We start from the raw sequence: 19728 nt of genomic DNA, 5'->3' as shown, positions 1-19728 counted from the left end.
CGCCGCCCGCCCCGGACCGGCGGGGCCCGTCCCACATTGCCGCCGCTCGTTGCGGCGTGCTATCGTGTTTCGCAATCAAGAGGCAGGGCAGACCCCGTTCCATGACGGCTTTGACAAAATACGCCCGGCTGGAGGCTGCGGGTCTCTGGCGTTCCTCGCCCGAGGAACAGCGGCGCGACGTGATCGTGTCAATCGGGGATTCGACGCTGATCATCACCGACATGGCCGACCGGCCCCTTGCGCATTGGTCGATCCCGGCGGTGCAGCGGGCCAACCCGGACGAACTGCCCGCTTTGTTCTACCCCGATGGCAATCCCGGCGAGACGCTCGAACTGGCCGGGGACGAGACCGACATGCTCGCCGCGATCGAGACCCTGCGCACGGCCGTGACCCGGGGGCAGGCGCGGCCCGGTCGGCTGCGGCTCGTGTCGCTACTGGCAACGCTGACGGCGCTGGCTGCGCTGGCGGTCTTCTGGCTGCCCGGTGCGCTTCTGACCCATACGGTCGAGGTGGTGCCGCCCGCCAAACGCACCGCTCTCGGCAACGAACTGCTCGAACAGACCACGCGCTTCACCGGCCCCCCCTGCTCGGAGCCGCAGGCCGACAGGGCGCTGAAACGGCTGGCGGCCCGGCTCGACGTGCCTCGCGTCCTCGTGGTGCGCGACGGGGTGCGCGATGCCGTTACCCTTCCGGGGGGCACTGTGCTTGTGAACCGCGCGCTGGTCGAGGATTACGCCGATCCCGATGTGATCGCCGGCTATATCGTCGCCGAAACGATGCAGGCGGGAGATCCGCTGCACAGGCTTCTGTCGCAGGCCGGCGTGGTGGCCAGTTTTCGCCTTCTGACGACGGGGGCAATTCCGCCGGATGTGCTGCGGGGCTATGCCGAACGCATGCTGACCGCACCGGACAGACAGATCTCCGACGAGGCGCTTCTGGCAAGCTTTGCCGCGCAGCGGCTCCGCTCCAGCCCCTATGCCTATGCGCTGGACATCACCGGAGAGACGACGCTGCCGCTGATCGAGGCGGACCCGTTCGAGACCACGCCCGACGCCGTGCTGGGCGATGGCGACTGGGTCGCGCTTCAGGGGATCTGCGGCGGCTGACACCGCAAGACGAAAGCGCCGCCCATGATCCGGGTCATGAACGGCGCGTGTCTGTTCGAGGTCTCAGGCCCCGATCCGGGAACCGGGACCGAGACGCTTGGGGCCTCGCTAGTTGCGGATGAACGCACCGGAGAAGCCGCGCCGCCGCACCTCCCGCAGCGCCGCCGCTCGCGTATCGGCTTTCGCAAAGGGTCCGGCGATCACCATGCGCAGGGTGCGCCCGTCCTTCTGATACCGGCCAATCTTCGCGGGCAGACCAAGGCGTTTCACCTTCTGCGCCGCCGCCTGCGCCGCGTCGGCATCGTCATAGGTGGCCACCTGCACGAAGCCGCCCCCCGCAAGCCGGATCGCCTTTTGCGCCGGGGCCGACCGGGTGGATACCGTATCATCCGCCACCTTGCGGCGCGGGGCGGCCTGCGCCACCGGGGCCTTGGCGGGGGACTGCGCGGCCCGTGTCACGACGGTTTCGGTATAGGATTGACCCGTGCGCCGGTCGATATGCTCGCGCGGCACACGGCGGGTCCACGTCCGGTCCATCCTGGCCTTCCCGGCGAAATTCTGTTCCGCGCGAAGCGGATTGAAGCGCCCGTCCTCTTCCCACACGCGGCGGTAGCCTTCGGGCGGCTCGGGCGTGGCCAGGGCCAGTTGACGCCTCTGATAAAGATGGGCGGGAATCACGCGCCGGTCCGGCGCCACGTCGCCCGGCCCCACCCGTTGACCAGGACGCACCGCGCTGCTGTGGTCATCGCGCCCGCCCCGATTGATCCGGATGATCGGCGGCTCTGCGGTGGGATTGCCGGTGCCCGGGGTATAGGGCAACTCGGCCTGCGGACCGCAGCGCACGTTGTATTTGTCCGACCCGATATACCGCTGCGAAAGCTCCGATGCGCCACGGCAGCGCGACTCCACGCCCGCCTCGCGCTCGGGCTGATCGGCGCTCCGGCGCGGCTTGACCTTGGGCGCGGGTGCCGGGGTCGCGGGTGCGCTCTGAGGTTTCGGTGCCACCTTGCGGCGCACCACCTTCTCGGGGCTCTCGGCCGGTTTGCTGGCCGCGCGGGGCTTTGTCGCCGTTTCGGGTTTCGGGCGGCTTGTCGCGGTGGCAGCCGCCGGGCTGTCCGGTTCGATCCGTTCCACCTCCGGGCCAAGCCGCGCGGCGGAATCGGTGCTGCGCACCGCCTCGGCGAAGGTCGGCTTGTAGCCGCAGACAACCTCCCGGCTCCGCGCCACCCGCGGCACCCATGTCACATTGCCGTCGATCCCGGCGCGCACATAGACACAGCCACGGCTGTCCACATACTGCTTGCCCTGATAAGAGGCGGGCGGAAATTCCGCTGGCACTTCCTTGCTCTGGGCGTGACCCACGGCGCCGAGGCCCAGCGAGAAAAGCGTTGATGCAATCGCAAGTCGTTTGATCCGTAACATGTTGCCCCCACAATATGTGGGGTCACTCTAGCCTCAGATGCGGATTCGAGTAAAGCGAAGATGCGCTACTTGGTGCCATACATGCGGTCCCCCGCATCCCCCAGCCCCGGCACGATATACCCCTTCTCGTTCAGCCGCTCATCGAGCGCTGCGGTGACGATGGGCACATCGGGATGCGCCTCCTTCATCCGGGCCACACCTTCGGGCGCCGCCAGCAGGCACAGAAACCGCAGATTGCGCGCGCCGGCCTCCTTGAGAAGGTCGATCGCCGCGACCGAGGAATTGCCCGTCGCCAGCATCGGGTCCACCGTGATCACCAGCCGCTCGCCCAACTCTGTCGGCACCTTGAAGTAATACTGCACCGGGCGGAGCGTCTCCTCGTCGCGGTAGAGCCCGACAAAGCCGACCCGCGCCGAGGGGATCAGCTCCAGCATCCCGTCCAGAAGCCCGTTGCCCGCCCGCAGGATCGACACCAGCGCCAGCTTGCGCCCCGCCAGCACCGGCGCGTCCATTTCCTCCATCGGGGTCGTGATCCGGCGGGTCGTCATCGGCAATTCGCCCGTCACCTCATAGGCCAGAAGCTGGCTGATCTCGCGCAGCAGGCGGCGGAATTCCCCGGTGGTGGTGTCGTGCTTGCGCATCATCGTCAGCTTGTGCTGCACCAGCGGGTGTTTCACGACAGTCAGATGGTCCTTCATGTGCTCTCCAATCGTTTCAGAACCCGCGCACGGGTCGCATCGTTGCAAAAGGCCGCCTCGGCGGCAATCCTGTTGAGGTCGGCAAACACCGCCTCATCCCAGCCGAAGGCATGGCGCAGCCTCTCGTATTCGCGGCTCAGCGTCGTGTGGAAAAAGGGCGGGTCGTCGGTCGAAACCGTCAGTTTCACGCCCGCCTCGCGCAGCCGCGCGATGGGATGGGCCGCCATGTCCGGGTAGATCCCCAGAGCGATATTCGAGCCGGGGCAGACCTCAAGCACGGTGCCGCGCTCGGCCAGCCGCGCCACCAGCGCCGGGTCCTCGATCGCCCGCACCCCGTGGCCGATCCGCGCGACATCCAGATCGTCAAGTGCTTGGCGCACCGACTCCGGCCCGGCAAACTCCCCCGCGTGGGTGGTGCGCTGCAACCCCGCCTCCCGCGCCAGATCGAAACTCCATGCGAAATCGCCCTGCGTGCCCATCGTCTCGTCGCCGACCATGCCGAAACCGACGATCCAGTCCCCCGCCGTCTCCGCGGCGCAGAGCGCGGCGCGCCTCGCGCGTTGCGGGCCGAAGTGGCGCACGCAGCAGGCGATGCCGCGCAGGAGGATGCCATGCGCGCGCTCTGCCCGCTCTGCCGCCTCCCGGATCGCCTGAAGGTATTCGCGCCATGCCCCCACATCGCCGCCGCCGCAGAAATCGGGGCTCAGGAAACTCTCGCAATAGACGATCCCGTCCTGCGCGCTGCGCTCAAGGATCGCGGCGGTCAGGCGGGAGTAATCCTCCGGCGTGCGCAAGACCGACGCCACCGCCTCGTAGACCTCAAGAAATCGCGCGAACCCGCGAAAGGCATAGCCGCCGTCCGGCGCGAAGGCCCGCGACAGATCCACCTTCTTCTCGAAGGCAAGCTGCCGGATGAGATCGGGCGGCGCCGCACCCTCGTGATGCAGGTGAAGCTCCACCTTCGCAAGATCGGCCATGCTCACAGGAACGCCCTCCCCGGCCCTTGCGAGGGCACGCCAAGATGCGCCGCCACGCTCGCCGCGACATCGGCGAAGCCGCGCAAACCCAGCTCGCCCGCGCCCATACCGGCACAGAGCACCGGCACCCGCTCGCGCGTGTGATCGGTCCCCGTCCACGTCGGATCGTTGCCGTGATCGGCGGTCAGGATCATCAGATCGCCCCGGCGCAGCCGTGGCAGGATCGCGCCGATCCCCGCGTCGAACCATTCCAGCGCGCGGGCATATCCCGCCACATCGCGCCTGTGGCCATAAAGACTGTCGAATTCCACGAAATTGGCGAAGGTCAGGCTGCCGTCCTCGGCGCCGTCCACCAGATCGCCCAGATGCCCCATCAGCGCGGTATCCGGTCCCTTGCACAGTGCGTCGATCCCCTGCATGGAAAAGATGTCCCCGATCTTGCCGAGGGCATACACCCTGCGCCCGGCCTCCTGCACCCAGTTCGTCAGCACCGGCGCGGGCGGCGCGATGGCGAAATCGCGCCGGTTCGCCGTCCGCGTGAAGCCGGCCCGCGCATCGCCCACGAAGGGCCGCGCGATCACCCGCGCCACCTTCATCGCGTGCAGCTCCGGCGCCACCGCTTCGCACAGGGCGATCAGCCGGCGCAAGCCGAAATGCGCCTCATGCGCGGCAATCTGGAACACGCTGTCGGCGCTGGTATAGCAGATCGGCCATCCGCTCTCGACATGCCGCGCGCCAAGCTCGGAAAGGATCTCGGTGCCCGAGGCGTGGCAATTGCCCAGAATACCCTCCACCCCGGCGGCGCGGCACACCGCCTGCACGATCACGTCGGGAAAGGCCGGGCGCGTGTCGGGGAAATAATGCCACGCCCAAGGCACCGGCACCCCGGCCAGTTCCCAATGACCCGACGGCGTGTCCTTCCCGCGTGAGACTTCCGTCGCCGCCCCCCAAAGCCCGCGCGGCACGGCCCAGAGCCCCGGCGCCGCCCGGCCAGAGGCGAGCCGGCACGCCGCGCCAAGTCCCAGCGCATCCAGATGCGGCACCCGCAGCGGGCCGCTTCGCCCCGTGTCGGCCCGTCCGGCGGCACAATCCGCGGCGATATGGGCCAGCGTGTTGGCGCCGGTATCGGGCAGAGTGCCGTTGAAATACGCCCCCGCATCCGGCGCGCCGCCGATGCCGAGCGAATCCATCACCACCACGAACGCCCGCGCCGTCACCGGCGGCGGCCCAGATGGTCACCACCGAACGCCCCCGGCAACAACTCGGAGATCGTCATGCGCAGCTCCTTGCCGTCCAGATTCGCCATCACGATCACCGCGTCCCCGGTGCTGAACTCGGCCATCTTCTGACGGCAACCGCCGCAGGGCGTCACCGGCACGGTGCTGTCGGCCACCACATAGACTTCGGTAAAGCGTCTCTCGCCCGCCGCCACCATCGCGGCGATTGCCCCCGCCTCGGCGCAGGTGCCTTCTGGGTAGGAGACGTTTTCGACATTGCAGCCGGTATAGACCGCCCCGCTCACCCCCCTGAGCGCCGCACCGACCCTGAACTGCGAATAGGGGGCATAGGCATTCTCGCGCACCGCGCGCGCGTGTTTCTCAAGCATCCGGCTCCTCTGCTCCCCTATCGCTTTGCCACTTGCCACGCCCTCACCCACCGGATGAGACTGCGGCGCGGGACGGGGTTTTGCAAGAGGTTCGCCCCCGCCGTTCGGGAATGGTTCTCAAGCCCGAATAAATGGTTTAATGCTGAACTAAGCACTACAGGAGGGGCATCCATGACCGACATCACCAAGGATTCGCTGCGTCAGGCGGCGCTCCATTACCATGAGTACCCCATCCCCGGCAAACTCGAGATACGCCCCACGAAGCCGATGGCAAACGGGCGCGATCTGGCCCGCGCCTATAGCCCCGGCGTGGCCGAAGCCTGCACCGAGATCGTCGCCGATCCGGCCAATGCCTCCCGCTACACCGCGCGCGGCAACCTCGTCGCCGTGGTCACCAACGGATCGGCCGTGCTGGGTCTTGGCAATATCGGCGCGCTCGCCTCCAAGCCGGTGATGGAGGGCAAGGCGGTCCTGTTCAAGAAATTCGCCAATATCGACTGTTTCGACATCGAGCTAGACGAATCCGACCCCGAGAAGCTGGCGGAGATCGTCTGCGCCCTCGGCCCCACCTTCGGCGCCATCAACCTTGAGGACATCAAGGCCCCCGACTGCTTCATCGTGGAGAAGATCTGCCGCGAACGGATGAACATCCCGGTCTTTCACGACGATCAACACGGCACCGCCATCGTGGTCGGCGCCGCGGCGACCAACGCGCTGCACGTCGCGGGCAAGAGCTTCGAGGATATCAAGGTCGTCTCCACCGGCGGCGGCGCGGCGGGCATCGCCTGCCTCAACACGCTGGTGAAACTCGGCGTGAAGCGCGAGAATATCTGGCTGTGCGACATTCACGGGCTGGTCTTTGAGGGCCGGACAGAGGACATGAACCCGCAGAAGGCCGCCTTTGCGCAGAAAACGGACAAACGCACCCTCGATGAGGTGATCGACGGCGCAGATCTCTTCCTCGGGCTGTCCGGCCCCAACGTGCTCACGCCCGAACGGGTGATGAAAATGGCGGATCGTCCCATCATCTTCGCGCTGGCCAACCCGGCCCCGGAAATCATGCCCGATGTGGCGCGCGCCGTCTCTCCCGACGCGATCATCGCCACCGGGCGCAGCGATTTTCCCAATCAAGTCAACAACGTCCTGTGCTTCCCGTTCATCTTTCGCGGCGCGCTCGACGTGGGCGCGACGGAAATCAACGACGCGATGCAGATCGCCTGCATCGAGGGGATCGCGGAACTGGCCCGCATCACCACCAGCGCCGAGGCCGCCGCCGCCTACAAGGGCGAGCAACTGACCTTCGGGCCCGACTACCTGATCCCCAAGCCCTTCGATCCGCGCCTGTCGGGCATCGTCTCGACCGCCGTGGCCCGCGCCGCGATGGAAACTGGCGTGGCCACCCGCCCGATCGCGGATCTGGACGCCTACCGCGAGAAGCTCAACCAGTCGGTGTTCCGCTCCGCCCTGCTCATGCGCCCGGTGTTCGAAGCGGCCCGCGCCGCCTCGCGCCGCATCGTCTTTGCCGAGGGCGAGGATGAGCGCGTCCTGCGCACCGCGCAGGCCATCCTCGAAGAGACCACCGAGACCCCGATTCTCATCGGCCGCCCCGATGTGATCGCAAAACGCGCCGACCGCGCCGGCCTCACGATCAAGCCCGGAACGGACGTGGACATCGTGAACCCCGAGAATGACCCGCGCTACCGCGATTACTGGACCTCCTATCACGAGATCATGGAACGCGACGGCGTCACCCCCGATCTGGCCAAGGCGATCATGCGCACCAATACCACCGCCATCGGCGCGATCATGGTCCACCGCGACGAGGCCGACAGCCTGATCTGCGGCACCTTCGGAGAATACCGCTGGCACCTCAACTACGTGCGGCAGGTGCTCGGCGGCGGCACCTACGCCCCGCATGGCGCGTTGTCGCTGATGATTCTGGAACAGGGGCCGCTGTTCATCGCCGATACCCATGTGCGCACCGAACCGACCCCGGCCCAGATCGCGGAAACCGTGCTCGGCGCCGCACGGCACGTGCGCCGCTTCGGGCTCACGCCGAACATCGCGCTCTGCTCGCAGTCGCAGTTCGGCAATCTCGCCTGCGACAGCGGGGATCGTCTGCGCGACGCGCTGGCCATTCTCGACAACGAGCCGCGCGATTTCATCTATGAAGGAGAGATGCAGGTCGACTCCGCGCTCGATCCCGACCTGCGCGCCCGCATCTTCCCCCGCTCCCGGCTGGAGGGGGAGGCGAATGTCCTCATCTTCGCGCAGGCCGACGCCGCCTCGGGCGTGCGCAACATCCTCAAGATGCGCGCCAACGGGCTGGAGGTCGGGCCGATCCTGATGGGCATGGGCAACCGCGCCCATATCGTCAGCCCCTCGATCACGCCGCGCGGTCTGCTCAACATGGCCGCCATCGCCGGCACCCCGGTGGCGCACTACGGCTGACATATGAACGCCGCCGACGGGGGGCCCGTCGACGGCGTCCCGGCGTGCCGGATGTTACTTCTTGACGGTCTTGGAACCGGGTTTGGCCGGCTTCTGCTTGTTGTCGCCCATGGCAACAGCCCTTTTCTGGGAACGGGCCGGCCCCATGCCGGACCCTGACATGCACCCTGCCATGCGCCGCGCCGCCGCGCTGCTCCGTTTTCGACAAGGACCACGTCGAATTTCGCCCGATCCGGAAAATCCGCCGTCCGCCACTGAGTCGCCCCGACCGCCCGGCAAAACTTTGCTGATTTGCAACTTCCGGGCCACCCGACGGGAAAACGGCATAATTGCCGCGTGTTTGCAAAACTTTGCACCCCACGAACACGCCGAACTGCAAATAAATCGCGGTATTCTGCCACGCAGCGGCACAGGAGGCTTGCCGCAAAACCACTCGCTCCCGTAACACTTGGCACAGGTTTCAGGAGGAGGACAGAAATGGGCTACCGTGACGTCTATGAAAGCTGGCAACGCGATCCCGAAGCGTTCTGGATGCAGGCCGCCGAGTCGATCGACTGGGACAGGTTCCCGTCAAAGGCGCTCTTCGACGACAACCCGCCCTTCTACGAATGGTTCTCCGACGGGCTGGTTAACACCTGCTACAACGCCGTTGACCGGCATGTGGAGGCGGGCAACGGCGAGCGCGTGGCAATCATCCACGACAGCCCCGTGACCCACACCAAGCATGAGATCACCTACGCCGAGCTGCAAACCCGCGTCGCCTCTCTCGCCGGGGCGCTGCGCGCCAAGGGCGTGGAAAAGGGCGACCGCGTGGTGATCTACATGCCGATGGTCCCCGAGGCGCTGGAGGCGATGCTCGCCTGCGGGCGGATCGGCGCGATCCATTCGGTGGTCTTCGGCGGTTTCGCCTCGAGCGAGCTTGCGGTGCGCATCGACGACGCCAAGCCCAAGGCGATCATCGCCGGCTCCTGCGGGATCGAACCGGGCCGCGTCGTGCATTACAAGCCGCTGATCGACGGCGCGATCGAGATGGCGAAACACAAGCCCGACTTCTGCGTGATCTTCCAGCGCGACGAGGAGGTGGCGGAACTGATCGAGGGGCGCGATTTCGACTGGCACGCCTTCCAGTATGGGACCGAACCGGCCGATTGCCTGCCGGTGGAGGGCAACCATCCCTCCTACATCCTCTACACCTCCGGCACCACCGGCGCGCCCAAGGGCGTCGTGCGCCACACCGCCGGGCATCTTGTCGCGCTCAACTGGACGATGAAAAACATCTACAACGTCGATCCCGGCGACGTGTTCTGGGCCGCCTCCGACGTGGGCTGGGTCGTGGGCCATTCCTACATCTGCTACGCGCCGCTCATTCACGGCAACACCACCATCGTGTTCGAGGGCAAACCCGTCGGCACCCCCGACGCCGGCACCTTCTGGCGCGTCATCTCCGAGCACAAGGTGCGCAGCTTCTTCACCGCGCCCACCGCCTTTCGCGCCGTGAAACGGCAGGATCCCACCGGCGAATTTGTCGAGAAATACGATCTCTCCTGCCTCGAAATCGTCTATCTCGCCGGGGAACGCGCCGATCCCGACACCATCGTCTGGGCGCAGGAACAGCTTGGCGTGCCGGTGATCGACCACTGGTGGCAGACCGAAACCGGCTATCCCATCGCCGCCAACCCCGTCGGGCTGGACATGCTGCCGGTCAAGCTCGGCTCGCCCTCCGTGCCGATGCCCGGCTATGACGTGCGGATTCTGGACGAAGGCGGCAACCCCATGCCGCAGGGGGCGCTGGGCGCCATCGCGATCAAGCTGCCCCTGCCGCCGGGCACGCTGCCGACGCTCTGGAACGCCGAGGACCGTTACCTCAAAAGCTATCTGGAGCATTTCCCCGGCTATTATGAGACCGGCGATGCGGGGATGATCGACGACGACGGCTATCTCTACATCATGGCGCGCACCGATGACGTGATCAACGTCGCGGGGCACCGCCTGTCCACCGGCGGCATGGAAGAGGTGCTGGCCGACCATCCCGACGTGGCCGAATGCGCGGTCATCGGTGTCTCAGATGAGCTGAAGGGTCAGCTTCCGCTCGGCTTTCTGTGCCTGAACGCCGGCTGCAACCGCCCGCACGAGGAGATCGTCTCGGAGGTGGTGAAGATGGTGCGCGACCGGATCGGCCCCGTCGCCGCCTTCAAGCTCGCCGTGGTGGTGGACCGCCTGCCCAAGACCCGCTCGGGCAAGATCCTGCGCCGCACGATGGTGAGCATTGCCGACGGCGCGGATGTCAAGGCGCCCGCCACCATCGACGACCCGGCCATCCTCGACGAGATGCGCGAGGCGCTGGCGACCATCGGCTATCCCAAGCGGTAGTCAATCCCCCCGCACCGCCTGCCACCGGGCGGCGCGGGCGGCCCGCCTGCCCCACGACAGGCCACAGCCGCCCACCCGAGGAGGCGGCCGCAAGGCCAACGACGAGAGAAACGGCGTGCGCGCCCGCGCGCACCCCGCAAGGTCGAACCCGGCCCGCATCTCCCGCCTCAGACGAACTGCTCGCGCACCAGCCGCTCCTCAAGCCCGTGGCCGGGATCGAACAGGATGCGGTGGCGGATCGACGGCTCCGACCAGACCTCCACCGCCGTCACGTCGCGCACCCCGCGGCTGTCGGCCTCGGCCATCACCGGACGCCGTTCGGGGTTGATCACATCGAACCGCACATGCGCCGTCTTGCGCAGCAGCGCCCCGCGCCAGCGCCGGGGCCGGAACGGCGCCACCGCCGTCAGCGCCAGCACATCCGACCCGATCGGCAGGATCGGCCCGTGCGCCGAGTAGTTATAGGCGGTGGACCCGGCGGGCGTCGCCAGAAGCGCCCCGTCGCAGACCAGTTCCTCCATGCGAATCCGCCCGTCGACCGTGATCCGCAGCTTGGCCGCCTGCGGCCCCGCCCGCAGAAGCGACACCTCGTTGATCGCCAGCGCCTCATGCACGCTGCCATCCATCCGCGTGGCGCGCATCGACAGCGGGTTGAGCACCTCTTCCTCCGCCGCCTCCAGCCGCTCGAGCAGGGTGCTCTCGGAATATTCGTTCATCAGAAACCCGACGGTGCCCCGGTTCATCCCGTAGACCGGCACATCGAGCGCCTGCGTGTCGTGCAGGGTCCGAAGCATGAACCCGTCCCCGCCCAGCGCGACGATGACATCCGCCTCCTGCGGGGGCACATCGCCAAACCGGCCAACGAGCGCGTCGCGCGCGGTCTGGGCCTCGGGCGCGTCACTGGCCACAAAGGCGATTCTCTTCGGCATGGCGCTGCGCCCTTTTTCGTTTCCGAAACCTGTCATCCGGTTCCGAAAGAAACACAACTCCCCGGCAAGCGCCAGACTTGGCGTTCCCGGCAGGCGCTGCGTCGCATTCGACCCTTCCCCCCCGGGCCCATTTCTTATAGGAAATCACGCCAGTGACCCCTTGAACCAGGAGCATCGTACATGAACGCCCCGACGCGCGACCCCGGCTTTTTCACCGACACCCTCGCCAGCCGCGATCCCGAGATCGCCGCCGCGATCACCGGAGAGCTGGGCCGCCAGCGCGACGAGATCGAATTGATCGCCTCCGAGAACATCGTCTCCGCCGCCGTGATGGAAGCGCAGGGCAGCGTGATGACCAACAAATACGCCGAAGGCTACCCCGGCCGCCGCTACTATGGCGGCTGCGACTGGGTGGACGTGGCCGAGACCCTCGCCATCGACCGCGCGAAACAGCTTTTCGGCTGCGAGTTCGCCAATGTGCAGCCCAACTCCGGCAGCCAGGCCAATCAGGGCGTGTTCACCGCGCTGATCAAACCCGGCGACACCATTCTAGGGATGAGCCTCGATGCCGGCGGCCACCTGACCCACGGCGCGAAACCCAACCAGTCGGGCAAATGGTTCAACGCCGTGCAATACGGCGTGCGCCGTCAGGACAACCAGATCGACTACGATCAGGTGGAGGCGCTGGCAAAAGAGCATCAGCCCAAGCTGATCATCGCCGGCGGCTCTGCCATCCCGCGCCAGATCGACTTCGCCCGCTTCCGCGAGATCGCGGACAGGGTCGGCGCTTACCTGCATGTGGACATGGCGCATTTCGCCGGGCTGGTGGCGGCGGGGGAACACCCCTCGCCCTTCCCGCACGCCCATGTCGCCACCACCACCACGCACAAGACCCTGCGCGGCCCGCGCGGCGGCATGATCCTCACCAACGACGCGGAGATCGCCAAGAAGGTGAATTCCGCCATCTTTCCCGGCATACAGGGCGGCCCGCTGATGCACGTCATCGCCGCCAAGGCCGTCGCCTTCGGCGAGGCGCTGCGCCCCGGATTCAAGACTTACGCGCGGCAGGTCATCGCCAACGCCCAAGCGCTCAGCGATCAGCTCATCAAGGGCGGGCTGGACACCGTGACCCACGGCACCGACACCCATGTCGTACTGGTGGACCTGCGCCCCAAGGGCGTGAAGGGCAACGAGACGGAAAAGGCGCTCGGCCGCGCCAGTATCACCTGCAACAAGAATGGCGTGCCGTTCGACCCCGAAAAACCCACCGTGACCTCCGGCATCCGCCTCGGCTCACCGGCGGGCACCACCCGCGGCTTCACCGAGACCGAATTCCGTCAGATCGCCGACTGGATCATAGAGGTTGTGGACGGTCTCGCCGCCAATGGGCCGGGCGGCAACGCGGCGGTCGAAGAGAAGGTCAAGGCCGAGGTGGCCGCGCTCTGCGCCCGCTTCCCGCTCTACCCCACGCTCTGAGCGTCAAGAGCGCGGTCTCCCACGCACCGGGTGGGCGCAAACGCGCCCGCCCGCCCCGGTTCAAAGCAATCCGCGCCACACAAGCACCGCGACAAACAGCGCGAAAAGCAGCAGCAGGTTGAACACGACCGATCCCAGAACACCAAGGATCGCGCCGATCCGCCGCTCCTTGCGGTCCACTGAAAGCAGATACATCTGCACCGCCCGAAACGCGGTATCGAGATCGGCCTCGTTGACCATCCGCGCCAGCTTCGGATGCCCCGCCGCCCGCTCCGCCCGCACGATCAGGTTGATCTGCGCGCGCACCCTCCCCGGAAGCTGCCGACCCGCCTTGCGCGTCGCCTCTTCAAGGCTGCGCGCACGAATGCCCAGCCGCTCCGCCATGAGCGCCCGAAGCCGCGCCGACTTGTTGCCGATATCCTGCGGAGTCAGCATCGTTCCGATCCTTTTCGATATGAGCTTACGCTGACCCGGCCCGCCGCTCAACGGGGCTGGAAAGAAACAGACCGTCACGCTAGAAGGCTGTCATGCTGAACCTGATAGACTACGGGGGCGACGGCGCCCACCCACCGCTTCTGATCGTGCATGGTCTTTACGGCTCCGCCCGCAACTGGGGGGCGGTGGCCAAACGGATGGCCGACGGGCGGCGCGTGGTCGCGGTGGATATGCGCAACCACGGCGAAAGCCCCTGGAAAGACACCCAATCCTATGAGGACATGGCCGCCGATCTGGACGAGGTTCTGGACCGTCTGGGCGGCAAATGGGACGTTCTGGGCCATTCCATGGGGGGCAAGGCCGCGATGGTGCTCGCCCTCACGCGCCCCGCGCGGGTCAACCGCCTGATCGTGGCCGACATCGCCCCCGTCGCCTATGGGCACACGCAGGGCCATTTCATCGACGCGATGCAATCGGTAGATCTGTCGGCCGTGGAAAAACGCTCCGACGCGATGGATCAGCTCGCGCCCCATGTGGACGACCCCACTTTGCGCAGCTTCTTCACCCAGTCGCTTGACCTCAAGCAGAAGAAATGGCGCCTCAACCTCGATGTGCTCAAGGCCGAGATGCCGAAGATCCTCGGCTTTCCCGAGATCAAAGGGCAGTATGACGGCCCCGTGCTCTTTCTCACCGGGGCGGAGTCCGATTATGTCACGCCGGACCACCGCCCGGCGATCAAGGCGCTGTTTCCGCGCGCGCGGTTCCTCAGGATCAACGGCGCGGGCCATTGGCTCCATGCCGAGAAACCGCGCGAATTCATCGCCACCCTGCGCGCCTGGCTGGAGCGCTGAGCGCGCGGGCGCCGCGCCTACATCCCCCGGTCCACGGGCTCCAGCGTCGGGCCACCGCCATCGACCCAGTCCTTGAACCCGCCGAGGTTGTAGACCTCTTTATATCCCATGTCCTTCAGGACCTTGCCGGCCAGCGCGGCCCGTCCGCCGGACGCGCAGTGCAGGATCACCGGGCGGTCCTTCTGAAACATCGGATCGGCAAAGGGCGACTCGGGATCGGCGCGAAACTCAAGCATCCCGCGCGGGACGTGGTGCGAGTCTTGCGCCCGGCCCGTGGCCTGCAATTCCGGCGCGTCCCGCACATCCAGAAGAAGCGCCCCCGCCTCGACCTTGTCGCGCGCATCCGCCACGGAAATGCGCGGCACGTCCGCATGGGCGGCATCGAGCATCTTGGCAAGTGTCAGGGTCATGGCGTCCTCTCTTTCATGCTGTTTGGCCTCAACCTAAGGGCCGCCTCCGGCCCCCGCAACCGCTAGCGCATTGACAGAAGCTTGCGCGCCACGAGGTAAGTCACCGGAAACGCGGCGGCAAATCCGATCGCGGCGGCGATCACGATGGGCCAGAGCGTATCCTGCCCGATGACCAGCGCGACGATCACCCCGATTCCGGCCATGGTGGACCCGATGAACAGATGAAGGATAAAGGCAAGGCGAAGCATTTCCGATCTCCAATCCTGAGAATATCGTTTCCCGCTAACATGCGGGGCATCCGCCCTCCTTGATCTGTATCACATGCGACGGCGCTTGCCCAATTCGCGCGGCGGTGCGTATCGTTTCCATGATCCCCTGATTCCACCCTCTCGGAGACTCCAAGATGTTCACTGTCCGGACCGCGCTGGCCGCGTTCACCCTCTGTGCCGCAGGCGGCGCCCTTGCCGGTGCGCTGCAACTGGCCCCCGCCGATCCGCAGCCCTCGGGGCTCAATCCCGGCCTGTCGGTGGCCTATGCCTATCCGCCCGATGTCAAATCCCTCTCGCAGGCGGAGCGCGCGCTGCAAACCGGGGCGGAGCCGGGCACGCCGCTGGCCGGCATGGATTACTGGGACACCGAAGAGGGCGAGGTCACCCTGACCGCGAAACGCGCCTTCCATGTCGCCGCGCGGATCGAAGGATTCGTAAAATTCGACGCGCCCGGCGTCTATGACGTGGATTTTCTCTCCAACGACGGGCTGGAGGTGGAGATCGGCGGCCAGACGGTGCTGACGCATGACGGCCGCCACGCCTGCGAGCCGACCGAAACGGTTCAACTCGCGGTGCCTGCCCCCGGCTGGTATCCTCTCAGGGCGACCTACTTTCAGCGGCTCGGCACCGCCTGCCTGCACATGCGCGCCGCCCCCGCGGGATCGGAGCCGCAGTGGATGGACAACAGCGCCTTCGCCTACAGGTAGCCTCCGCGCGCCCAAAGGCCGCAAACGCAACGCGCGCGACGTTAACCGGGCCGTACCGGCGCCGGACCGGGCAAACGGCACCGACGTAATACCGACGTTTTACCGACGTAATACCGAAAGGCGTTTTTCCGCGATTTCAACGCGTTAACCCTGATTCGCCCTCACCGCGCCACCGCGAGCATTCCAGCCACGTCCAGATGCGCCTCCATGTGCTCGGCCAGCGCGTCCAGCACCGCCTCGATCCCGGCATCATACCCGCCGGTCGAGGCCACCCCGAAACCCGCCAGATAGGCCGCGCGAAACCCGTCGTCGCGGAACATGCCGTGCAGGTAGCTGCCCGCCACCCGCACGTCGCCACGCACCGCGCCCTCGGGGCGCCCCTCCACATGCGCAAAGGGGCGCGCGCAATCGGGTCCGGTGGTCCGGCCGATGTGGATTTCATAACCCCGGAACGCCGCCCCGGTGGCCGCGTGAACGGCCCCGACCTCGCTCAGCCGCTTGTCCGGCAGCATCTGCGTTTCCACGTCCAGAAGCCCCAGCCCCGGCATCTCCCCGGCCTCGCCCTCGATCCCGTCGGGATCGCGGATCACCTGTCCAAGCATCTGGAATCCACCACATATTCCAAGTACGCACCCCCCGCGGCTCAGATGCGCGGCAAGGTCGATGTCCCAGCCCTGCGCCCGCAGGAACGCCAGATCGCCGCGCGTGGATTTGCTCCCCGGCACGATCACCAGATCGGTGTCGCCCGGCAGCGCCTGCCCGGCGTGCAGCATCGTCAGCGCCACCCCCGGCTCCTGCGCCAGCGGGTCGAGATCGTCGAAATTGGCGATCCGCGACAGGCCAAGGCAGACCACCTTGAGCCCCGCCCCGCGCGCCGGCCCGCCAAGGTCGAGCGCATCCTCCGCCGGCAGTTTCCACGCCTGCGCGAAATGCGGCAGAACCCCGAAGCCCCGCCAGCCCGTCCGCGCCTCGATCAGAGCATAGCCATCGTCGAAAAGGCTCACGTCGCCGCGAAACCGGTTGATCACGAACCCGGCCACCATCGCGGCATCCTCGGGGTCGATCACCGCCTGCGTGCCCACGATCTGCGCGATCACCCCGCCCCGGTCGATGTCCCCGGCCAGCACAACCGGCACATCCGCCGCCCGCGCAAACCCCATGTTTGCAAGGTCATTCCTGCGCAGATTGACCTCCGCCGGACTGCCCGCGCCCTCCACGATCACCAGATCGTGCGCCGCCCGAAGCCGCGCGAAACTCTCCTGCACCGCCGCCATCAGTTGTGGCTTCAGTGCGCCATATTCGCGCGCCTTCGCCGTCGTCAGCCGCTGGCCCCGCACCACCACCTGAGCGCCCACATCCGTCTCAGGCTTGAGCAGCACGGGGTTCATGTCCACCACCGGCGCCAGCCCGCAGGCCAGCGCCTGCAACGCCTGCGCGCGCCCGATCTCGCCGCCATCGGCGGTGACGGCGGCATTGTTGGACATGTTCTGCGGCTTGAAGGGGGCCACCGACAGCCCCCGCCGCCGCGCCGCCCGGCACAGCCCCGCCACCAGCAGGGATTTGCCCACGTTGGAGCCGGTCCCCTGGATCATCACCGCCTTGCCCATGCGCACCTCCTTGTTTTCGTGGCAGAAATCCCGCCAGCCGCTTCAGAATTCCACCCCGGCCTGCGCCTTGATCCCGTCGCGGAACGGATGCTTGATGAGCGTCATCTCCGTCACCAGATCCGCCGCTTCGATCAACTCGGGCTTGGCATTGCGCCCGGTCAGGCAGACATGCGTCATCTCGGGTTTCTCCTCCAGCAGAAAGCGCACGACCTCGTCGATATCAAGGTAATCATTGCGCAGCGCGATATTGATCTCGTCGAGCAGGACAAAGCGGTTGCGCGGGTCGCGGATCATCTCCTTGGCGGTCTCCCACCCGGCCTCAGCTTTGGCGATGTCGCGCTCGCGGTCCTGCGTTTCCCACGTAAACCCCTCTCCCGAAACGACAAACCGGCAGGCTTCGGGGAAATGCGTTTCCAGAAAATCGCGCTCTCCGGTGGCCATGGCGCCCTTGATGAACTGCACCACCGCGCAGGGCATGTCATGGGCGATGGCGCGCATGATCATCCCGAACCCCGAAGAGCTTTTGCCCTTGCCGGTGCCGGTATGCACGATGATCAACCCTTTCTCGCCGGTCTTGCCGGCCATCATCCGGTCGCGCGCGGCCTTGATCTTCTCCATCTTCGCCTTGTGGGCCGCGTTCTGGTCGGTCATGTCCTCTCCTCTTTCGGTGCTTGACAAAGCGGCGCGGGACGCGCATTCGAAACCATGCTGGTGCCTGTTCTAAAGCAGGTGAAAAGGGAATGCGATAAGGGTTTGCAACCAGACCCGAAGCGCAGCCGCCCCCGCGACCGTGACCGGAGAGGTCGCCCGACGCCACTGGGATCGCCCCGGGAAGGCAGGGCCACCGCCAGGGTTTCCCCCTGACATCCGCAAGCCGGGAGACCTGCCAGCGCATGAGACGTGAAACCGGACGGGGTGTTCCGGTGTCGGGAGCGAAATAGGCCACGCCCCCGCCCTATCCCCCGCCCGAGAAAGGATTGTTTGATGGCGAGGGACACCACCACGCCCGCCCCGGTGGAGCTTCTGGTCTGCGTGACCTGCCGTGCCGGGCAGCCGACCGATGCCGAAGGCCCCCGCCCCGGCGCGCGCCTGCACGACGCGCTCGGAGCGCTCGATTGGCCGGACAACGTCACGCTGCGCCCGGTGGAATGCCTGTCGAACTGCGATCAGGGCTGCTCTTTGGTGCTGCGCGGCGGCGCGGCTCGCTGGACCTATGTCTATGGCAATTTCACCGGCGCGGAGGATGCCGCGCTGGTCCATGACGGCGCGGTGAAATACGCCGCCACCGACACCGGCCTCGTGCCCTGGCGCGAACGCTCCACCCATTTCCGCAAGAACTGTATCGCGCGCATCCCGCCGCTGGAGACCCCCAATGACTGACCTGTCCAAACTGCCCGTTACCGTGATCACCGGCTTTCTCGGCTCCGGCAAGACCACGCTGATCCGTCAGCTCATGCAGAACCCGCAGGGCAAGCGTCTGGCCGTGCTGGTCAATGAATTCGGCGATGTCGGCGTCGATGGCGAAATCCTCAAGAGTTGCGCAATCCCCGACTGCCCGGCCGAGAACATACTGGAGCTGTCGAACGGCTGCATCTGCTGCACCGTGGCCGACGATTTCATCCCCACGATCGAGGCGCTGATGGCGCTCGATCCCCGGCCCGACCACATCCTGATCGAAACCTCCGGGCTGGCCCTGCCGAAACCGCTTCTCAAGGCGTTCGACTGGCCCGGCATCCGCTCGCGGATCACCGTGGACGGGGTGATCGCGCTGGCCGACGCCGAGGCTGTCGCCGATGGTCGCTTCGCCCCCAATGTGGCCGCGGTGGACGCGCAGCGCGCCGCCGACGACTCGCTCGATCACGAAACCCCGCTGTCGGAGGTGTTCGAGGATCAGATTTCCTGCGCCGACATCGTGCTGCTGACAAAACCCGATCTCGCCGGCCCCGAGGGCGTGAAGAAGGCCCGCGACATCATCGCGACAGAGGCCCACCGCCCGCTGCCCGTCGTCGAGGTGGCAGAGGGTCATGTCGATCCGCGCATCATCCTTGGCCTGAACGCTGCGGCAGAGGATGACATCGACAATCGCCCCTCGCATCACGACGGGGCCGACGACCACGAACACGACGATTTCGAAAGCGTGGTGATCGACCTGCCCGAACAGGCCGACCCGCAGGCGCTCGCCGCACGGATCGAGACGCTGGCCCGGACGCAGAACATCCTGCGCGTGAAGGGCTATGCCGCCGTGGCGGGCAAGCCGATGCGCCTTCTGGTGCAGGCCGTGGGCGCCCGCGTGCGCCACCAATACGACCGCCCCTGGACCCCGGAGGAGCCGCGCCGGGGCCGGATGGTCGTGATTGCCGAACACGATGACGTAAATGTGGATGCGATCCGCGCCGCTCTGCTAGAGTGATCGC

General features: G+C 66.8%; 19 protein-coding genes and 1 riboswitch. Of the genes, 8 read left to right on the top strand and 11 right to left on the bottom strand.

The window, feature by feature from the left end; genetic code table 11:
• Window positions 1–101: 101 nt before the first annotated feature.
• Window positions 102–1106 (top strand): hypothetical protein, encoded by a 1005-nt coding sequence (locus BMW66_RS06940; RefSeq protein ID WP_093116846.1) that lies wholly within the window; start codon window positions 102–104, stop codon window positions 1104–1106.
• A 108-nt stretch (window positions 1107–1214) separates the two neighbouring features.
• On the opposite strand, the gene BMW66_RS06935 is transcribed toward BMW66_RS06940, so the two are convergent.
• The 5 genes from BMW66_RS06935 to BMW66_RS06915 form a co-directional block, all read right to left on the bottom strand.
• The gene (locus BMW66_RS06935) at window positions 1215–2528 is read right to left on the bottom strand and encodes an SPOR domain-containing protein (RefSeq protein ID WP_093116844.1); all 1314 of its coding nucleotides are present in this window, start codon (window positions 2526–2528) and stop codon (window positions 1215–1217) included.
• Between the two features lie 65 nt (window positions 2529–2593).
• Window positions 2594–3226, bottom strand: coding sequence for a uracil phosphoribosyltransferase (gene upp / locus BMW66_RS06930; RefSeq protein ID WP_093116842.1), 633 nt, complete (start codon window positions 3224–3226; stop codon window positions 2594–2596).
• On the bottom strand, window positions 3223–4203 hold the full coding sequence (locus BMW66_RS06925; RefSeq protein WP_093116840.1) for an adenosine deaminase: 981 nt from the start codon (window positions 4201–4203) through the stop codon (window positions 3223–3225). The genes upp and BMW66_RS06925 overlap by 4 nt, the downstream gene beginning before the upstream one ends.
• Window positions 4204–4205: 2 nt before the next feature.
• A complete protein-coding gene (locus tag BMW66_RS06920) occupies window positions 4206–5420 on the bottom strand; it encodes a phosphopentomutase (RefSeq protein ID WP_281242628.1) in 1215 nt (404 codons plus the stop codon).
• Window positions 5417–5830 (bottom strand): cytidine deaminase, encoded by a 414-nt coding sequence (locus BMW66_RS06915; protein WP_281242629.1) that lies wholly within the window; start codon window positions 5828–5830, stop codon window positions 5417–5419. Before BMW66_RS06915 ends, BMW66_RS06920 begins: the two co-directional genes overlap by 4 nt.
• 150 nt (window positions 5831–5980) lie before the next feature.
• Here BMW66_RS06915 and BMW66_RS06910 point away from each other — a divergent pair, with 150 nt between their 5' ends.
• Complete coding sequence (locus tag BMW66_RS06910; RefSeq protein ID WP_093116836.1) at window positions 5981–8260, top strand: NADP-dependent malic enzyme; 2280 nt, start codon at window positions 5981–5983, stop codon at window positions 8258–8260.
• Between the two features lie 477 nt (window positions 8261–8737).
• On the top strand, window positions 8738–10630 hold the full coding sequence (gene prpE / locus BMW66_RS06905; protein ID WP_093116834.1) for a propionate-CoA ligase PrpE: 1893 nt from the start codon (window positions 8738–8740) through the stop codon (window positions 10628–10630).
• Window positions 10631–10797: 167 nt separating this feature from the next.
• On the opposite strand, the gene BMW66_RS06900 is transcribed toward prpE, so the two are convergent.
• On the bottom strand, window positions 10798–11559 hold the full coding sequence (locus BMW66_RS06900) for an NAD kinase (RefSeq protein WP_093116832.1): 762 nt from the start codon (window positions 11557–11559) through the stop codon (window positions 10798–10800).
• A gap of 180 nt (window positions 11560–11739) precedes the next feature.
• Between BMW66_RS06900 and glyA the strand changes: the two genes are divergently transcribed.
• Entirely contained in the window at window positions 11740–13035 is a 1296-nt protein-coding gene (gene glyA / locus BMW66_RS06895; protein ID WP_093116830.1) for a serine hydroxymethyltransferase, read from the top strand.
• Window positions 13036–13095: 60 nt separating this feature from the next.
• On the opposite strand, the gene BMW66_RS06890 is transcribed toward glyA, so the two are convergent.
• The gene (locus tag BMW66_RS06890; protein ID WP_093116828.1) at window positions 13096–13470 is read right to left on the bottom strand and encodes a hypothetical protein; all 375 of its coding nucleotides are present in this window, start codon (window positions 13468–13470) and stop codon (window positions 13096–13098) included.
• Window positions 13471–13562: 92 nt separating this feature from the next.
• On the opposite strand from BMW66_RS06890, the gene BMW66_RS06885 reads away from it, so the two are divergent.
• Window positions 13563–14321, top strand: coding sequence for an alpha/beta fold hydrolase (locus BMW66_RS06885; RefSeq protein ID WP_093116826.1), 759 nt, complete (start codon window positions 13563–13565; stop codon window positions 14319–14321).
• A 17-nt stretch (window positions 14322–14338) separates the two neighbouring features.
• On the opposite strand, the gene BMW66_RS06880 is transcribed toward BMW66_RS06885, so the two are convergent.
• Window positions 14339–14731 carry a rhodanese-like domain-containing protein gene (locus BMW66_RS06880; RefSeq protein ID WP_093116824.1) on the bottom strand — a complete coding sequence of 131 codons (393 nt, stop codon included), beginning with the start codon at window positions 14729–14731 and terminating at the stop codon, window positions 14339–14341.
• Window positions 14732–14793: 62 nt separating this feature from the next.
• A complete protein-coding gene (locus BMW66_RS06875) occupies window positions 14794–14979 on the bottom strand; it encodes a CTP synthetase (protein ID WP_093116822.1) in 186 nt (61 codons plus the stop codon).
• A gap of 155 nt (window positions 14980–15134) precedes the next feature.
• On the opposite strand from BMW66_RS06875, the gene BMW66_RS06870 reads away from it, so the two are divergent.
• Window positions 15135–15707 carry a PA14 domain-containing protein gene (locus BMW66_RS06870; protein WP_093116820.1) on the top strand — a complete coding sequence of 191 codons (573 nt, stop codon included), beginning with the start codon at window positions 15135–15137 and terminating at the stop codon, window positions 15705–15707.
• A 161-nt stretch (window positions 15708–15868) separates the two neighbouring features.
• Here BMW66_RS06870 and BMW66_RS06865 read toward each other — a convergent pair whose 3' ends face one another.
• Together BMW66_RS06865 and cobO are read right to left on the bottom strand one after the other, a co-directional pair.
• Window positions 15869–17314 carry a cobyric acid synthase gene (locus BMW66_RS06865; protein ID WP_093116818.1) on the bottom strand — a complete coding sequence of 482 codons (1446 nt, stop codon included), beginning with the start codon at window positions 17312–17314 and terminating at the stop codon, window positions 15869–15871.
• Window positions 17315–17356: 42 nt separating this feature from the next.
• Complete coding sequence (cobO, locus tag BMW66_RS06860; protein ID WP_093116816.1) at window positions 17357–17965, bottom strand: cob(I)yrinic acid a,c-diamide adenosyltransferase; 609 nt, start codon at window positions 17963–17965, stop codon at window positions 17357–17359.
• 41 nt (window positions 17966–18006) lie between these two features.
• Window positions 18007–18219, top strand: a riboswitch (cobalamin riboswitch).
• 79 nt (window positions 18220–18298) lie between these two features.
• Between cobO and BMW66_RS06855 the strand changes: the two genes are divergently transcribed.
• Together BMW66_RS06855 and cobW are read left to right on the top strand one after the other, a co-directional pair.
• Window positions 18299–18694 carry a DUF1636 family protein gene (locus BMW66_RS06855; protein ID WP_093116814.1) on the top strand — a complete coding sequence of 132 codons (396 nt, stop codon included), beginning with the start codon at window positions 18299–18301 and terminating at the stop codon, window positions 18692–18694.
• Window positions 18687–19724 carry a cobalamin biosynthesis protein CobW gene (gene cobW / locus BMW66_RS06850; RefSeq protein WP_093116812.1) on the top strand — a complete coding sequence of 346 codons (1038 nt, stop codon included), beginning with the start codon at window positions 18687–18689 and terminating at the stop codon, window positions 19722–19724. Before BMW66_RS06855 ends, cobW begins: the two co-directional genes overlap by 8 nt.
• Window positions 19725–19728 lie beyond the last annotated feature (4 nt).

It is taken from the genome of Salinihabitans flavidus (assembly GCF_900110425.1).
Taxonomy (GTDB): Bacteria; Pseudomonadota; Alphaproteobacteria; order Rhodobacterales; family Rhodobacteraceae; genus Salinihabitans; species Salinihabitans flavidus.
Note: the sequence above shows the minus strand (reverse complement) of the source record. Positions and strands in the feature narration are given on the sequence as shown.

Excerpts from the sequence above, each read along its gene's own strand:
- BMW66_RS06940 (WP_093116846.1), top strand. The coding sequence starts at position 102 with ATGACGGCTTTGACAAAATACGCCCGGCTGGAGGCTGCGGGTCTCTGG.
- BMW66_RS06935 (WP_093116844.1), bottom strand. The coding sequence starts at position 2,528 with ATGTTACGGATCAAACGACTTGCGATTGCATCAACGCTTTTCTCGCTG.
- upp (WP_093116842.1), bottom strand. The coding sequence starts at position 3,226 with ATGAAGGACCATCTGACTGTCGTGAAACACCCGCTGGTGCAGCACAAG.
- BMW66_RS06925 (WP_093116840.1), bottom strand. The coding sequence starts at position 4,203 with ATGGCCGATCTTGCGAAGGTGGAGCTTCACCTGCATCACGAGGGTGCG.
- BMW66_RS06910 (WP_093116836.1), top strand. The coding sequence starts at position 5,981 with ATGACCGACATCACCAAGGATTCGCTGCGTCAGGCGGCGCTCCATTAC.
- prpE (WP_093116834.1), top strand. The coding sequence starts at position 8,738 with ATGGGCTACCGTGACGTCTATGAAAGCTGGCAACGCGATCCCGAAGCG.
- BMW66_RS06900 (WP_093116832.1), bottom strand. The coding sequence starts at position 11,559 with ATGCCGAAGAGAATCGCCTTTGTGGCCAGTGACGCGCCCGAGGCCCAG.
- glyA (WP_093116830.1), top strand. The coding sequence starts at position 11,740 with ATGAACGCCCCGACGCGCGACCCCGGCTTTTTCACCGACACCCTCGCC.
- BMW66_RS06890 (WP_093116828.1), bottom strand. The coding sequence starts at position 13,470 with ATGCTGACTCCGCAGGATATCGGCAACAAGTCGGCGCGGCTTCGGGCG.
- BMW66_RS06885 (WP_093116826.1), top strand. The coding sequence starts at position 13,563 with ATGCTGAACCTGATAGACTACGGGGGCGACGGCGCCCACCCACCGCTT.
- BMW66_RS06880 (WP_093116824.1), bottom strand. The coding sequence starts at position 14,731 with ATGACCCTGACACTTGCCAAGATGCTCGATGCCGCCCATGCGGACGTG.
- BMW66_RS06875 (WP_093116822.1), bottom strand. The coding sequence starts at position 14,979 with ATGCTTCGCCTTGCCTTTATCCTTCATCTGTTCATCGGGTCCACCATG.
- BMW66_RS06870 (WP_093116820.1), top strand. The coding sequence starts at position 15,135 with ATGTTCACTGTCCGGACCGCGCTGGCCGCGTTCACCCTCTGTGCCGCA.
- BMW66_RS06865 (WP_093116818.1), bottom strand. The coding sequence starts at position 17,314 with ATGGGCAAGGCGGTGATGATCCAGGGGACCGGCTCCAACGTGGGCAAA.
- cobO (WP_093116816.1), bottom strand. The coding sequence starts at position 17,965 with ATGACCGACCAGAACGCGGCCCACAAGGCGAAGATGGAGAAGATCAAG.
- BMW66_RS06855 (WP_093116814.1), top strand. The coding sequence starts at position 18,299 with ATGGCGAGGGACACCACCACGCCCGCCCCGGTGGAGCTTCTGGTCTGC.
- cobW (WP_093116812.1), top strand. The coding sequence starts at position 18,687 with ATGACTGACCTGTCCAAACTGCCCGTTACCGTGATCACCGGCTTTCTC.